Origin of the sequence: Streptomyces sp. NPDC005706 (assembly GCF_040631045.1) — a bacterium.
Taxonomy (GTDB): Bacteria; Actinomycetota; Actinomycetes; order Streptomycetales; family Streptomycetaceae; genus Streptomyces.
Genome location: NZ_JBEXYS010000059.1, coordinates 1 through 13,650, shown reverse-complemented (window position 1 = coordinate 13,650; position 13,650 = coordinate 1). Strand labels below are relative to the sequence as shown.

At 69.6% G+C, this 13,650-nt stretch carries 14 protein-coding genes, 1 pseudogene and 1 riboswitch; of the genes and pseudogenes, 3 read left to right on the top strand and 12 right to left on the bottom strand.

The genetic code is table 11. From position 1 onward, the window contains the following. The 3 genes and pseudogenes from ABZ478_RS38810 to ABZ478_RS38800 all read right to left on the bottom strand — a co-directional run. Window positions 1-326: pseudogene (locus ABZ478_RS38810) on the bottom strand (hypothetical protein); the annotation flags it as partial. 212 nt (window positions 327-538) lie between these two features. Further along, a complete protein-coding gene (locus ABZ478_RS38805; RefSeq protein ID WP_359557466.1) occupies window positions 539-1,882 on the bottom strand; it encodes an NYN domain-containing protein in 1,344 nt (447 codons plus the stop codon). A gap of 37 nt (window positions 1,883-1,919) precedes the next feature. Beyond that, window positions 1,920-2,159 carry a hypothetical protein gene (locus tag ABZ478_RS38800; protein WP_029382693.1) on the bottom strand — a complete coding sequence of 80 codons (240 nt, stop codon included), beginning with the start codon at window positions 2,157-2,159 and terminating at the stop codon, window positions 1,920-1,922. Window positions 2,160-2,311: 152 nt separating this feature from the next. Here ABZ478_RS38800 and ABZ478_RS38795 point away from each other — a divergent pair, with 152 nt between their 5' ends. Together ABZ478_RS38795 and ABZ478_RS38790 are read left to right on the top strand one after the other, a co-directional pair. After that, window positions 2,312-3,055, top strand: a complete 744-nt coding sequence (locus ABZ478_RS38795; protein ID WP_359557464.1) for a rhomboid family intramembrane serine protease — start codon at window positions 2,312-2,314, stop codon at window positions 3,053-3,055. Continuing rightward, a complete protein-coding gene (locus tag ABZ478_RS38790) occupies window positions 3,052-3,333 on the top strand; it encodes an Lrp/AsnC ligand binding domain-containing protein (RefSeq protein WP_199210240.1) in 282 nt (93 codons plus the stop codon). The genes ABZ478_RS38795 and ABZ478_RS38790 overlap by 4 nt, the downstream gene beginning before the upstream one ends. 29 nt (window positions 3,334-3,362) lie before the next feature. Here the strand turns inward: ABZ478_RS38790 and ABZ478_RS38785 are convergent, their stop codons facing one another. From ABZ478_RS38785 to ABZ478_RS38760, 6 genes are all read right to left on the bottom strand, one after another. Next, a complete protein-coding gene (locus ABZ478_RS38785) occupies window positions 3,363-4,733 on the bottom strand; it encodes an aminotransferase class V-fold PLP-dependent enzyme (RefSeq protein ID WP_359557462.1) in 1,371 nt (456 codons plus the stop codon). Window positions 4,734-4,916: 183 nt separating this feature from the next. Then, window positions 4,917-5,033, bottom strand: a riboswitch (SAM riboswitch). An 85-nt stretch (window positions 5,034-5,118) separates the two neighbouring features. Then, window positions 5,119-6,183 carry an anthranilate phosphoribosyltransferase gene (gene trpD / locus ABZ478_RS38780; RefSeq protein WP_359557460.1) on the bottom strand — a complete coding sequence of 355 codons (1,065 nt, stop codon included), beginning with the start codon at window positions 6,181-6,183 and terminating at the stop codon, window positions 5,119-5,121. A gap of 123 nt (window positions 6,184-6,306) precedes the next feature. Further along, the gene (locus ABZ478_RS38775) at window positions 6,307-7,938 is read right to left on the bottom strand and encodes a cytochrome bc complex cytochrome b subunit (RefSeq protein ID WP_359557459.1); all 1,632 of its coding nucleotides are present in this window, start codon (window positions 7,936-7,938) and stop codon (window positions 6,307-6,309) included. After that, window positions 7,935-8,993 carry a Rieske 2Fe-2S domain-containing protein gene (locus ABZ478_RS38770; protein ID WP_359557457.1) on the bottom strand — a complete coding sequence of 353 codons (1,059 nt, stop codon included), beginning with the start codon at window positions 8,991-8,993 and terminating at the stop codon, window positions 7,935-7,937. Before ABZ478_RS38770 ends, ABZ478_RS38775 begins: the two co-directional genes overlap by 4 nt. Further along, a complete protein-coding gene (locus ABZ478_RS38765; protein ID WP_359557456.1) occupies window positions 8,990-9,802 on the bottom strand; it encodes a c-type cytochrome in 813 nt (270 codons plus the stop codon). Before ABZ478_RS38765 ends, ABZ478_RS38770 begins: the two co-directional genes overlap by 4 nt. 59 nt (window positions 9,803-9,861) lie before the next feature. After that, window positions 9,862-10,482: a heme-copper oxidase subunit III gene (locus ABZ478_RS38760; protein WP_143636562.1), complete on the bottom strand. Its 621-nt coding sequence runs from the start codon at window positions 10,480-10,482 to the stop codon at window positions 9,862-9,864. Window positions 10,483-10,628: 146 nt separating this feature from the next. Here ABZ478_RS38760 and ABZ478_RS38755 point away from each other — a divergent pair, with 146 nt between their 5' ends. Next, on the top strand, window positions 10,629-11,030 hold the full coding sequence (locus ABZ478_RS38755) for a hypothetical protein (protein WP_359557454.1): 402 nt from the start codon (window positions 10,629-10,631) through the stop codon (window positions 11,028-11,030). Window positions 11,031-11,078: 48 nt separating this feature from the next. Here the strand turns inward: ABZ478_RS38755 and ABZ478_RS38750 are convergent, their stop codons facing one another. The 3 genes from ABZ478_RS38750 to ABZ478_RS38740 all read right to left on the bottom strand — a co-directional run. Further along, window positions 11,079-12,344, bottom strand: a complete 1,266-nt coding sequence (locus ABZ478_RS38750) for an Ig-like domain-containing protein (RefSeq protein WP_359557452.1) — start codon at window positions 12,342-12,344, stop codon at window positions 11,079-11,081. 141 nt (window positions 12,345-12,485) lie between these two features. Next, window positions 12,486-12,884: a cytochrome c oxidase subunit 4 gene (locus ABZ478_RS38745; RefSeq protein ID WP_359557450.1), complete on the bottom strand. Its 399-nt coding sequence runs from the start codon at window positions 12,882-12,884 to the stop codon at window positions 12,486-12,488. Beyond that, window positions 12,881-13,650 (bottom strand): cbb3-type cytochrome c oxidase subunit I (locus ABZ478_RS38740; protein WP_359557448.1); only part of this gene is annotated, 770 nt, incomplete at its 5' end. The genes ABZ478_RS38740 and ABZ478_RS38745, both read right to left, overlap by 4 nt.

The following is a 13,650-nucleotide window of genomic DNA, read 5'->3' as shown; positions in this document are numbered from 1 at the left end:
GAGCGGTACTGCGCGGTGGCCAGCGAACCCAGGCCGTCGCGGAGCTTGTTGAGCTCCTCCTGGCCCCGGGCCACGTTGTCCTGGATGGTGGAGATTTCCTTCTGCAGCTTCTGCTGCTTCTCCTTGGCCCCGTTGTACTTCTCGGTGGCCTGCTCCGCCTGCTCGTAGAGCTTGTCGACCTTCGCCTTGACCTCGTCCTTGCCGACCTTCTCGCTCGGGGCGGCGTTGGCGGCGTTCGCGCTCAGCACGACGGCGGCGGCCGCCGCGGTGGTCAGCACGGTGACACGCGTGCGACTGGGCTGCTTGGGTCGACGGTGGGACGCCACGAGGGACGATCTCCTTCTTGTGAGTGATCACCCGTTCGGAGGTTCGAGCCCAGACCCTAGTGACCCAGCTGTGATCAGTTCAAATCCCCGCGGCAAAAAATCCGGTGACGCAACGCATTCTTTGCACACAACTCACGTGCGGTGATGCCCGATTGACACTACGTTGCGTGACGATACGGCCAATTCGGGCATTGCATATGCGCGTTGCACGTTCAGGACAGTCGCTTCAGAAGTACCGCAGAGGCGACGGGACGGGCACCGGCGCGGGCGACCCCGTCGGCCACCTCGCGGTCGGTCGAGGCGACGATGACCGGACGGCCCGGCGGCTCGGCGCGCACGAGCTGACGGATCAGCTCGTCCGCCGTGACGCCCGGCTTGGAGAACAGCACCCGCACCCCGCGCGGCGGCGCGAGCAGCACCGGCGCGGCCAGCTCGGCGCCGTCGAAGACACAGGTCACCTCGGCGCCGGTCTGCGCGGCGAGCGCCGAGAGCTGGCCCAGCAGGCGCAGCCGCTGCTTCTCCAGCGGCATCTGCGGATAGCCGGTCTTGGTGACGTTGTAGCCGTCGACCACCAGATGCGCCTGCGGCAGCGCGAGCAACTGGTCAAGGATCGCGGGGTCGTTCTCCGACAGCGCGCGGGCCGCGATGTCCTTCGGGGTCATCCGTCCGGGCTCGACCGCGTCCACGGTCTCGGCCGGGCGCACGGAGACCGGCGGCAGGGCGAGTTCACGCCGGAGCCCCTGGGCGGCGTCCAGCATGGTGTCCAGCAGCAGCCGCACCCGCATGTCCTCCACGCTGCGGCCCTCACGGGCCGCCCGGCGGGTGGCCTCCAGCGCCGCCTCGGCCTCGCTCAGGCGCGCCTTGAGCCGCCGGGACTCGCTGTCGGCGGCGGAGAGCTGTGCCTGCACCTCGGCGCGCACGGCGTCGATCTCGCCGCGGACCTTGCGCAGCGCGGCCTCGCCGCGCTTGACGTCGCTGAGCGCGGCACGCAGCTTGCGGTGCAGCGACTCCGCCTCCCGCTTCGCCGACTCCGCCTCGGCGCGCAGCCGTTCGGTCTCGGCACGGGTCTGCTCGCGGGCCTGGTCCAGCTCCGCCCGCAGCCGCTCGAGTTCGGCGCGGCTCTCCTCGTCGGCCCGCTCGGCGTCGGCGCGCTGCGCCTCCTCGCCGGCCGCGGTCACCAGCTTCACCCAGCCCGCGGGCCGCAGTACGTAGGCCGCGGCCGCCACATCGAGCGGATCCGCGGCCGGGGGCGGCGAGCCGGAGTCGAGGGCGCCGGAGAGTTCCGGCTGCGCCTCTCTGAACTTCTCCCCGATCCGCTGCCGGAACAGCGCGTCGGTCTCCAGCGCCGCCGCCATCGCGTTACCGGCGAACTTGGCCCGGCGATTGGGGGCGAACCGGGCGTACTGCCGCAACTGGGCGGGCAGTTCCGTCACGGTCAGCAGCCCGAAGCCGTCCGAGACGATCTTCACGACCCGCCGGCGCACGCCGTCGGGCAGCGGACGGTCAAGCACCTCGGCGGTGCCGTCGCCCGGCCCCCCGCCCGCGGTCTCCACCATCCGTCACACCCCAATACCTCTACGGGGCCCGCTCCGCTCAGGAGCCGGCGCCCGGCCTGTCCACGAGTTCCACCTGGTCCACCGCGTTGCACCAGCGGCAGCGGACCGACTCGATGGTCTCACTGACCACCTCGCGCTCCTCGACCGTCGGCTCGCCCGCGAGGTCGAGGTGAACGTACTCGACGACCTTCGACGAGCGGGTCACGTCGAAGCGGGTGAGGTTGCCGCAGAGGGCGCAGCGCCATCGTGTCGTGGCGGTCGGCAGGGGAACCGTCATCGTGACTGTTCGCTTCCTTCTCGGGTCGTCCGCGCCGCTCCCCGACGCGTGTGGCTCGTAACCCTACGGCCTGCCGGTCGATCGCCGCCCGCCCGTCCACGGCGGCGAGGCGATGTATCAGCCTACGTCCTGTTACGTCATGCTCTGTAGTCATGATCCGCACCTGGGGCACGGCGGCCCGCGGGGCGTTCCGGGCGGTCCGGGGCGCCTCCGCGCCGATGACGTACGTGCTGCTCGTCCTGTGCACCCTGATCTTCGTGCTCGGCCCGGCCTCCGGACTCACCCCGGCGTACGGCTCGGGCGGAGCGCTGTTCGCGGCGCAGCGGGCGTACTTCCGCCACTGGGGCGTGGTCCCGGCCGAGCTGTTCGACCCGTCCGTCCGGGCGGCCCTGACCCCGGCCACCGCCCTGTTCGTGCACGGCAGCTGGGTGCATCTGCTCGGCAACATGCTCTTCCTCTTCGTCTTCGGACTGATGACCGAGGAACGGATGGGCCGGGTCGAGTTCACCCTCTTCTACGTCGGCTGCGGTTACCTGGCCCTGCTGGGCTACGCGGCCGCCAACGCCACCTCCGGACAGTCGCTGGTGGGCGCCTCGGGGGCGATCTCGGCGGTCCTCGGAGCGTTCCTGTACCTGTTCCCCCGTGCCCGTGTGACCAGTCTCCTCCCCTTCCTGTTCTTCCTGCCCCTGCGCTTCCCGGCCTGGGTCGTACTGCCCTTCTGGGCGGCCCTGCAATGGCTCGCGGCGGGCCGCTCCGGCCAGGGCCCCGGGGTCGCCTACCTCGCCCACCTGATCGGCTTCGGCCTCGGCTTCGGCTACGCGTGGGTGCGCCACGGGCCGACTACTAGAGTGAGGTCCGCACCGGCCCCGGCACCCCAGGGAGAGAACCAGCCGTGATCACCGCGATCGTCCTGATCAAGACCAGCGTGGACCGGATCCCCGAGATCGCGGAGCAGATCGCTTCGCTGGATTCGGTGAGCGAGGTTTTCTCCGTCACCGGCACCTACGACCTGATCGCCATGGTGCGGGTGCGGCAGCACGAGGACCTGGCCGACGTCATCCCGGGGCGGATCAGCAAGATCCCCGGCGTGGAGGGCACCGACACGCACGTCGCGTTCCGCACGTACTCCCAGCACGACCTGGAGGCGGCGTTCGCGATCGGTCTCGACTCGTGAACGCCGCCTCCTAGCGGTCCGCGCCCGGCTCAGGCCTGGTCGCGCACCGGCACGCAGCGGCCGTCCTCGGTGCGGTAGCGCCACCGCGCGCCGTCGCGGACCAGTTCCCGCACCGCGTCGACGAAGCGCTCGACGTGCTCGTCGGGCGTACCCGCCCCGAAGCTGACCCGGACGGCGTTCAGGGACTTCTCTCCGGGCGCGGCCTCGGGTGCCCCGCACTCGCCCTGGATCCTCGGGTCGCCGTCCAGCAGGGTGCGGACCAGCGGGTGGGCGCAGAACAGGCCGTCGCGGACGCCGATGCCGTACTCGGCGGAGAGCGCGGCGGCGAAGTGGGAGCTGTTCCAGCCCTCGACGACGAAGGAGAGCACGCCGACCCGCGGGGCGTCGTCGCCGAAGAGGGAGAGCACCCTGACCTCCGGCACCTCGGCGAGCCCCGCCCGGACCCGGGCGATCAGCCGCTGCTCGCGGGCCACGAGGGCGTCCCAGCCGGCCTCGGTGAGGGCCTTGCAGGCGGAGGCGATGGAGTAGGCGCCGATGACGTTCGGGGAGCCGGCCTCGTGGCGCGCGGTGCTCTCGTGCCACTCCACGTCCACTCCCCCGTCGGTGCGCCGGGTGACCCTGCGGCTGGCGCCGCCGCCCGCGAGGTACGGCTCGGCCGCGACCAGCCAGTCGGCGCGGCCGGCCAGCACACCGGAGCCGAAGGGCGCGTACAGCTTGTGACCGGAGAAGGCCACCCAGTCGACGTCCAGGTCCCGGACCGACACCGGGTGGTGCGGGGCGAGCTGGGCGGCGTCCAGGACGATCCGGGCCCCGTGCGCGTGGGCCGCGGCGGCCAGCTCGCGCACCGGCCACAGCTCCCCGGTGACGTTGGAGGCGCCGGTGACGCACACCAGGGCCGGGCCGTACGGGTCGCGGTCGGCGAGGGCCCGCTCCAGGGTCTCCACGGCCCGCCGCGGGGTGCGCGGCGCGTCGAGGACGGTCACCTTCGCGCCCTGCCACGGCAGCAGCGCGGCGTGGTGCTCCGTCTCGAAGACGAAGACCTCGCAGCCGGCCGGGAGCGCCCGGGCGAGGAGGTTCAGGGAGTCGGTGGTCGACCGGGTGAAGACCACCTGGTCGCTGTCGCGGCAGTCGAGGAACCGGGCGACCGTCCGGCGGGCGTTCTCGAACAGGTCGGTGGAGAGCTGGGAGAGGTAGCCGGCGCCGCGGTGGACGCTGCCGTAGTACGGCGCGTAGGCGGCGACGTCGTCCCAGACGCGCTGCAGGGCGGGGGCGCTGGCGGCGTAGTCCAGCGCGGCGTAGGTGACCTCGCCGCCCGTCACGAGCGGGACGGTGACGTCACGGCCCAGAACGGGCAGCTGGTCACAAATGGTCTGGGCGGCGGCAGCGGTGGAGACGGACATGGGTGAACTCCCGTGAGGCAGGCCGGTGTCACCGTGCGAGCGGTACGGCTCGGAGCACGGTGGAAGGGGAAAAGGGGTACGCGGAGGCGGGGCTCTACGCCCTATCGCATTCGCTTGCTCACAGAAGGCTCCCTCGACGACCAGGACCCCTGGTCCCGCGCTCCTTACCGGAGCCGCGCGAGGGGTCCGCGCTTGCCGTGGACCTCGCTGCCCACGACCTGGTCCTCACCCGGGGCACCCCGCCACGGACGGAGGGTTGCCGGACAGCCGGCCGGGGCCGAATGGCTGTCACTCATGACCTGGTTCAGTATCCTGCCACACGATCTTCGGTGCGCAAGGCGCGGTCCGCCATCCGGACCGCGCCCCGCTGCGCACCCGGCGGGTGTCAGGCGTTGCTGGCCGCCACCCACCGCTCCAGCGTCCGCTTCGCCGCCCCGCTGTCGATCGACTCCGCCGCCCGCGCCATGCCCGCGCGCAGCTGCTCGGTGAGCGGCTCGCCGGCCGGCCGCAGGGCGACCAGCGCCGCCGCCGAGTTCAGCAGCACCGCGTCCCGGACGGGCCCGTGCTCGCCGTCCAGCACGCGCCGGGCCACCTCCGCGTTGTACGACGCGTCGGCGCCGCGCAGGGCCTCCACGGGGACCAGCTCGATGCCGGCGTCCCGGGGGTCGAAGCGCTCCTCGGCGACCTTGCCGTCACGGACCACCCACACCCGGGAGGTGGCGGTGGTGGTCAGCTCGTCCAGGCCGTCGTCGCCCCGGAAGACCAGGGCGGAGTTCCCGCGCTCGGCGAGGACCCCGGCCACGATCGGCGCCATGCGCGGGTCGGCCACCCCGACCGCCTGGGCGCGCACCTTGGCCGGGTTGGTCAGCGGGCCGAGCACGTTGAAGGTGGTCCGGATGCCCAACTGGCCGCGGGCGGCCGCGACATGGCGCAGCGAGGGGTGGAACTTCACCGCGAAGCAGATGGTGATGCCGGCCTCTTCGGCGACCTCGGCGACCCGCCGCGGGGTCAGGTGGAGATTGATGCCGAGCTTCTCCAGGACGTCGGAGGAGCCGGAGGCGGAGGACGCGGCGCGGTTGCCGTGCTTGACGACCTTCGTGCCGGTGCCGGCGACGACGATCGACGACATGGTGGAGATGTTCACCGTCTTCGCGCCGTCGCCGCCGGTGCCGACGATGTCGACGGCCGGCCCGGGCACCTCGATCACGTTGGCGTGCTCGTACATGGTCCGCACGAGTCCGGTGATCTCCTGCACCGTCTCGCCCTTGGCGCGCAGCGCCACCATGAACCCGGCGATCTGGGCGTCGGTCGCCTCGCCGCGCATGATGAGGTCCATCGCCCAGGCGGTCTCGTCGGCGGACAGGTCACGGCCGTCCAGCAGGCCGTTCAGCAGGGCGGGCCAGGAACGGCCCGCCGCGGTGTCGCCTCCAGCGGGGGTCACAGCGCTCATGGCCGCTCCTGGGTGTCTTCGAAGAACAGTGTGCTCCCACCCTATCCAGCCCCGGACACCGCGAAGGGCCCCGTCCGTAAGCCGGACGGGGCCCTTCGACTGTGGCGTGGCGACGCTCGGGGATCAGTGGTGGCCGTGGCCGCTGGTGATCTCCCGGTATTCCTCGACGGTGGCCTTCGGGATCTGGCTGTCCTCGCCGTAGTAGGCGCCGCTGAGCTTGGCGCGCAGCTTCTCGGACCCCTTCACCTTGCGCTCGACACCGTTCTCGTCCACCGTCGGGCCGATCTCGGCCGGCTCGTACTGGTGGTGGGCGGTCAGGGTGTGGAGCTGCTCCTGGCTGAGCGGCTCGTGGATCTCGATGAACTCACCGTGCGGCAGGCGCTTGATGATGCCCGTCTCGCGGCCGTGCAGCACCTTCTCGCGGTCCCGGCGCTGCAGGCCGAGGCAGATCCGCTTGGTGACGATGAAGGCGATGACCGGTCCGGCGAAGAAGGAGATCCGGACGAACCACGTGACCGCGTTGAGCGACAGCTGGAAGTGGGTGGCGAAGAGGTCGTTGCCACCGCCGACCAGGCCGACCATGTACACCGTGATCCAGGCGACACCGAACGCGGTGCGCGTCGGGGCGTTGCGCGGGCGGTCCAGGATGTGGTGCTCGCTCTTGTCCCCGGTGACCCAGGACTCGATGAACGGGTAGAGCGCGATCGCCGCGAGCACCAGGCCGAAGAGGACCAGCGGGATGAACACGCCCAGGACGAGCGTGTGACCCCAGAAGTTGACCTCCCAGCCCGGCATGTAGCGGACCAGACCCTCGGCGAAGCCCATGTACCAGTCGGGCTGGGCGCCCGTGGACACCTGGTCCGGACGGTAGGGGCCCATGGCCCAGATCGGGTTGATCTGGGTGACCGCGGCGATGGCCGCGATCACGCCGAAGACCAGGAAGAAGAAGCCTCCGGCCTTGGCCATGTACACCGGCAGCAGCGGCATGCCGACGACGTTCTTCTCGGTCTTTCCGGGACCCGCGAACTGCGTGTGCTTGTGGTAGAAGACCAGGATCAGGTGGCCCACCATCAGGCCGAGCATGATGCCCGGCAGCAGCAGGATGTGGATCGAGTAGAACCGGGCCACGAAGTCGTGGCCGGGGAACTCGCCGCCGAAGAGGAAGTACGAGATGTACGTGCCGACGATCGGCATGGACAGGATCGCGCCCTCGGTGAAGCGCACACCGGTGCCGGAGAGCAGGTCGTCCGGGAGCGAGTAACCGGTGAAGCCGGTGAACATGCCCAGGACGAACAGCAGGAAGCCGAACAGCCAGTTGATCTCACGCGGCTTGCGGAACGCGCCGGTGAAGAACACGCGCATCATGTGCACGAACATGCCGGCGAGGAAGATCAGCGCGGCCCAGTGGTGGATCTGCCGGATGAGCAGACCACCGCGCACGTCGAAGGAGATGTGCAGGGTCGAGTTGAACGCCTCGGACATCAGCTGTCCCTGGAGCGGGACGTAGGAGCCGTGGTACTCCACCTCGTTCATCGACGGGTGGAAGAACAGCGTCAGGTAGACACCGGTCAGGATGATGATGAGGAAGCTGTACATGCAGACTTCGCCCAGCATGAACGACCAGTGGTCGGGGAAGATCTTGCGCATGTTGGCCTTGGCCAGGGAGTAGATCCCCAGCCGGCCGTCCGCCCAGTCCGCTACCCGCTCGCCGGCCGGCGCCTTGCCGCGCCGCTCGTTGTTCTCGTTGGTGCTCATCCGCGCTCCCAGAATGCAGGACCGACGGGCTCCTCGAAGTCGCCGAGCGCCTGGAGGTAACCCTCGTCGTTCACGCCGATGCGGAGCTGCGGCAGGGCGTGACCAGCGGGGCCGAAGATCACTCGGGCACCGTCGGAGAGGTCGAAGGTGGACTGGTGGCACGGGCACAGGACGTGGTGCGTCTGCTGCTCGTACAGGGAGATCGGGCAACCGACGTGGGTGCAGATCTTCGAGAAGGCGACGATGCCCTCGTGCGACCAGTCGAGCTCGCGCTTGTCCTTGATGTTGCCCGGCTGCAGCCGGATGATCATCACGGCGGCCTTGGCGATCTCGTTCTGGAAGTCCTCGTCGGTCTCCTCCAGGCCCTCGGGCCTGACGAAGGTGAGCGAACCGACGGCGACGTCCTCGGGACGCAGCGGCTGGTTCGTGTTCGTGTTGACGAGGAGCTTGCCCTTGGCCCACAGGGTGTGCCGGAGCGAGGTGCCGGGCAGCGGGCCGAGGTCACGCAGCAGCACGACACCGGAGAGCGGCACCAGGGTGAGCGCGCCGAACATCGTGTTGCGGATCAGCTTGCGGCGGCCGAGCGCCGACTCCTTGGCACCCTGCTTGAAGTCCGCGTGGACCTGCGCGCGGACCTCCGCCGGGGCCGAGATCGGGTGACGCTCGGCGGCGACCTCCTCGTCGGACATCAGGGTGCGGGCCCAGTGGACCGCGCCCGCGCCGATGCAGAACAGCGCCGTACCCAGGGTCAGGCCGAGCGCGAAGTTCAGCGCGCTGATGTGCCCGATCGGGAAGACGAAGACCGAGGTGTCGGGCGAGATCGTCACGTACGAGGCGATGAAGCCGACGGTGGCCAGCATCGAGACCGTGAACAGCAGGGCGACGACGCGCTCGGACCGCTTGGCGGCCCGCTCGTCGATGTCCTGGATCCGGTGCTCGTGGGGCGGGAGCCCCGGGTCCGCGAACGGGTTCGCCTCGTCCGCGACGCTCACGGCGCCGTGTGCGTGGTCCTGCGCTGCGGGCAGGTTCTCTTCTGGAATGTCTTGGCTACTCATGACTTCTTGGCCTTTGCGGTCCGGGCGGCGACCCACACGGCAACCGCGATCAGTGCGCCGAGGCCGAAGATCCAGGCGAACAGACCCTCGGTGACCGGCCCGAGGCCGCCCAGCTCGAGGCCACCCGGGTTGACCGTCTCGTCACCGTTGACCGCGTTCAGGTACGCGATGATGTCCTTCTTGTTCTTCTCCGACATCGTGGTGTCGGGGAAGGACGGCATGTTCTGCGGGCCGGTCTGCATGGCCTCGTAGATGTGCTTGGGGGCCACGCCCTCGAGGCTCGGCGCGTACTTGCCCTTGGTGAGGGCACCACCCTTGCCGGTGAAGTTGTGGCACTGCGCGCAGTTGGTGCGGAACAGCTCGCCGCCCTTGGCGATGTCCGCGCCCTCCGGGCCGTACTGCTGCTTCGTCGGCACGTTCGGGCCGGCGCCCAGCGACGCCACGTACGCGGCGAGCTGGTCGATCTGGGCCTGCGTGTAGACGGCCTTCTTGCGCGGGATCTGCGCCATCTGCGAGGACGAGGCGGGCATACGGCCCGTGCCGACCTGGAAGTCGACGGCGGCGGCGCCCACGCCGACCAGACTCGGCCCGTCGGAGGAGCCCTTGCCACCGGTGCCGTGGCAGCTGGCGCAGCCGACCTCGTAGAGCTTCTTGCCCTCCTTGATGGTCAGGGACTGGGAGGTTTCATCGGCCTGTGCCTTGCTCGCGGGCGCGAACGCGGCGTACAGCCCCCCAGTGGCCGCCAGCGCGAGGAGTAGGACGACGACCGCCGCCAGCGGATGGCGTCGTCGTGCGGAGAGCTTTTTCACGGATTACCCCGGTGTCAGGATCTTCTGCGTCGATGCTGGATGTGCGGGAACGGTCCCGGCTACTTGATCAGGTAGATCGTGGCGAAGAGGCCGATCCAGACGACATCGACGAAGTGCCAGTAGTAGGACACGACGATGGCGGCGGTCGCCTGCTCATGCGTGAACCTCTTCGCCGCGTATGTACGGCCGAGGACCAGCAGGAAGGCGATGAGACCGCCCGTCACGTGCAGGCCGTGGAAGCCGGTGGTCAGGTAGAACACCGAGCCGTACGGGTCGGAGGACAGGGAGATCCCGTCCTTCTTCACCAGCTCCGTGTACTCGTAGATCTGACCGCCGATGAAGATCGCGCCCATGATGAAGGTGAGGATGAACCAGCCACGGAGCTTCTTCACGTCCCCGCGCTCGGCGGCGAAGACGCCGAGCTGACAGGTCAGTGAGGAGAGCACCAGGATCGTGGTGTTCGTGGCGGAGAAGGGCACGTTGAGTGCCTCCGCCATCTCCTTCCAGTGCGCCGGTCCGGTCACCGACCGGAGGGTGAAGTACATCGCGAAGAGGGCCGCGAAGAACATCAGCTCGGAACTCAGCCAGATGATGGTTCCGACGCTGGTGAGGTTCGGTCGATTGACCGACGGGTGCGCGTGCCCGGTTTCTACTGTCGTTGCTGTCGCCACGACCGACATTATGTCGGTCGCTTATCCCGCCCTCACTCCGGGGGGTGCCGTTCGGAGTGTCTTGCCCCGCCGAACCGGTGTTGACGTGGTGTTCATGGGAGTAGCATCCGGCTCGAACGGCCCTGTCCGTACGACGCCCACGTCTCGGAGGAAGCATGCAGCCGACCGCCACAGTGCTGGTGTACAGCGACGACTCCAACACCCGCGAGCAGGTGCGGCTGGCCGTGGGGCGGCGGCCCGCTCCGGATGTGCCGGTCGTGGAGCTCCTGGAGTGCGCGACGCCCGAGGCGGTGCTGCGCGAGCTGGACAAGGGCGGCATCGACGTGTGCGTGCTCGACGGCGAGGCCGTGCCGATGGGCGGCATGGGGGTGTGCCGGCAGATCAAGGACGAGGTGTTCAACTGCCCGCCCGTGCTGCTGCTGATGGGGCGGCCGCAGGACGCGTGGCTGGCCACCTGGAGCCGTGCGGACGCCGCTGTGACGCTGCCGGTGGAGCCGGTGGAGTTCGCCTCCGCCCTGGCCTCCCTGCTGCGCCGGAAGCGGCTGCTGGGCGTCTGACGGACGGTCCGGGGGCGCGAGGCGGGCCGTACCGCCCCGCGCCCCGGGTCACAGGGCCACCGGCCGCAGCCTGGGTGCGTCGTGGGACGGTGCCCCGGTGTCCGGTGTGCCGGCCGTCAGGGCGCTGCCCGTGCGCCACTTGTTCCAGTCGAGGTTCCAGTCCCCGAAGCCGTTGCCGAAGGCCTCCATCGGGTCGCCGTTGGAGTTGACCACTCTGACGATGTCACCCGGATGGACGTTGTCGAAGAACCACTCGGCGTTGGACGTGCTCATCCCCGTGCAGCCGTGGCTGACGTTGGCGGAGCCCTGGGAGCCGACCGACCAGGGCGCGGCGTGCACGTACTCACCGGACCAGGTGACCCGGGTGGCGTAGTAGACCGGCAGGTCGTACGAGTCGGAGCTGCCCTCGGCGATGCCGACGGTGGTGCCGCGCATCCGTACGAAGTACTGCTTCTCCAGGACGACCTTGACCCCGTTGCGGGTCTCGAAGCCGGGCTTGCCCGTGGTGACCGGGATCTGCTCGACCTGCCGGCCGTTCTTGTAGTACGTCAACTGGTGCGTCGAGGCGTCCGTGACGGCCTCGATCCGGTCACCGGTTGTGATCTTCAACGCCTTCGCCCTGCCGCCCCAGAGCCGGTCGCCGATCTTCACGCCCTCCAGGTTGCTGTGCACCTGGACGGTGGCGTGGGCGGGCCAGTAGTCCTTGGGGCGGAAGTGGAGTTCCTTGTTGCTGACCCAGTACCAGGAGCCCTGCACGGCCGGCACGGAGTCCACGCGCAGGCCGCGCTCCACGACGGCCCGCTGCGCCTTGTCCTTGACCTCGCGGTCGAGTTGGGCGGTGATGGGCTGTCCGACGCCGTAGACGCCCGCCTCGGGCCCGAACGTGACGTTCAGCCGCTGCTTGCTGGTGGGCTTGCTGGTGTCGAAGGTGAGGACCTTGCGGCCGGGCGCCCCGTCGTCGTCCTCGGTGCTGACGCGGACCGTGTAGTGGGCGTTCGCGGCCAGCGGGGAGATGCTGTGCCAGCGACTGCCGTCGGCGGCGAGTTCGCCCGCCACGAAGCGCCCTGTGGAGTCCTGGGCGGTGACGTCGGTGATCCTGCCGTCACCGCTCTCGGCGGTGATCTCCAGGGGCTTGTCCGGGTCGGCCCGCTTCCCCTCTTCGGTGGGGCCGTTGAACGAGATCTCGCCCGCCGCGTCGTACGGACTGGCCGACAGGGGGTTGCCGTCCGAACCGCAGGAGGTGACGCCCGCGCCGAGGGCGATCACCAGCAACGCGCAGCTGACGACGGTGCGGGTCCGCGGAGTGTGATTCATATGATCACGCTATGAGATGCAGACCTGCTTGGCGCGGTACGTAAGTCGTTCGAGTGATGCGCCGCGGCGAAAGCAGGAGCCCGGACCCTCCTGACGGAGGGTCCGGGCTCCTGGCGCGCTCGGCGCGGGCGTCACCGCGTGCTACTGGGTGCGGTTCTCACCGTGGTAGTACTCGAACACCCAGCCGAACAGGCCGATGGCGATGATCGGCGCGGCGAAGTAGATCAGCCACCAGCCGACCGCGATGCTGAGGAAGGCGATCGCGCCGCCGGCGCCCAGCATGAGCGGCTGCCAGCTGTGCGGGCTGAAGAAGCCCAGCTCGCCCGCCTCGTCCGCGACATCGGCCTCCTTGTCGTCCTGGGCACCAGCGTCGACCCGCCGGGCGGTGAAGCCCAGGTAGAAGCCGATCATGATGGCCAGGCCGAAGGCCAGGAAGAGCGCCGTGGTGCCGGCCGGCTCCTTCGACCACACGCCGTACACGACGGCCATGATCAGGAGGAAGAAGCTCAGCCAGATGAACATCCGGCCCTGGATCTTCACTTGCCGGCCTCCTTCTCGCCCGCGATGGCGGTGCCGTGACCGGCGTGCTCGAGCTGCTCGAGCGCGGCGATCTCGGGGTGGTGCAGATCGAACGCCGGGGATTCACTGCGGATCCGCGGCAGGGTGAGGAAGTTGTGCCGCGGCGGCGGGCAGGACGTCGCCCACTCCAGCGAGCGGCCGTAGCCCCACGGGTCGTCCACGCCGACCGGCTTGCCGTACTTGGCCGTCTTCCAGACGTTGTAGAGGAACGGCAGGATCGACAGGCCCAGCAGGAACGAGCTGATGGTCGAGATGGTGTTCAGGGCGGTGAAGCCGTCGGCCGCCAGGTAGTCGGCATACCGGCGCGGCATGCCCTCCACGCCCAGCCAGTGCTGGATCAGGAAGGTGCCGTGGAAGCCGACGAACAGCGTCCAGAAGGTGATCTTGCCGAGGCGCTCGTCCAGCATCTTGCCGGTCATCTTCGGCCACCAGAAGTGGAAGCCGGAGAACATGGCGAAGACGACCGTACCGAAGACCACGTAGTGGAAGTGGGCCACCACGAAGTACGAGTCCGAGACGTGGAAGTCCATCGGCGGCGAGGCCAGGATGACTCCGGTCAGACCACCGAAGGTGAAGGTGATCAGGAAGCCGACCGCCCAGAGCATCGGTGTCTCGAAGGACAACGAGCCCTTCCACATGGTGCCGATCCAGTTGAAGAACTTCACACCGGTCGGGACCGCGATCAGGAAGGTCATGAAGGAGAAGAACGGCAGCAGCACACCGCCGG

Bases quoted from the DNA above. Each gene is read 5' to 3' on its own strand.
- ABZ478_RS38805 (WP_359557466.1), bottom strand. From the start codon at position 1,882: ATGGTGGAGACCGCGGGCGGGGGGCCGGGCGACGGCACCGCCGAGGTG.
- ABZ478_RS38800 (WP_029382693.1), bottom strand. From the start codon at position 2,159: ATGACGGTTCCCCTGCCGACCGCCACGACACGATGGCGCTGCGCCCTC.
- ABZ478_RS38795 (WP_359557464.1), top strand. From the start codon at position 2,312: ATGATCCGCACCTGGGGCACGGCGGCCCGCGGGGCGTTCCGGGCGGTC.
- ABZ478_RS38785 (WP_359557462.1), bottom strand. From the start codon at position 4,733: ATGTCCGTCTCCACCGCTGCCGCCGCCCAGACCATTTGTGACCAGCTG.
- trpD (WP_359557460.1), bottom strand. From the start codon at position 6,183: ATGAGCGCTGTGACCCCCGCTGGAGGCGACACCGCGGCGGGCCGTTCC.
- ABZ478_RS38775 (WP_359557459.1), bottom strand. From the start codon at position 7,938: ATGAGCACCAACGAGAACAACGAGCGGCGCGGCAAGGCGCCGGCCGGC.
- ABZ478_RS38770 (WP_359557457.1), bottom strand. From the start codon at position 8,993: ATGAGTAGCCAAGACATTCCAGAAGAGAACCTGCCCGCAGCGCAGGAC.
- ABZ478_RS38760 (WP_143636562.1), bottom strand. From the start codon at position 10,482: ATGTCGGTCGTGGCGACAGCAACGACAGTAGAAACCGGGCACGCGCAC.
- ABZ478_RS38755 (WP_359557454.1), top strand. From the start codon at position 10,629: ATGCAGCCGACCGCCACAGTGCTGGTGTACAGCGACGACTCCAACACC.
- ABZ478_RS38750 (WP_359557452.1), bottom strand. From the start codon at position 12,344: ATGAATCACACTCCGCGGACCCGCACCGTCGTCAGCTGCGCGTTGCTG.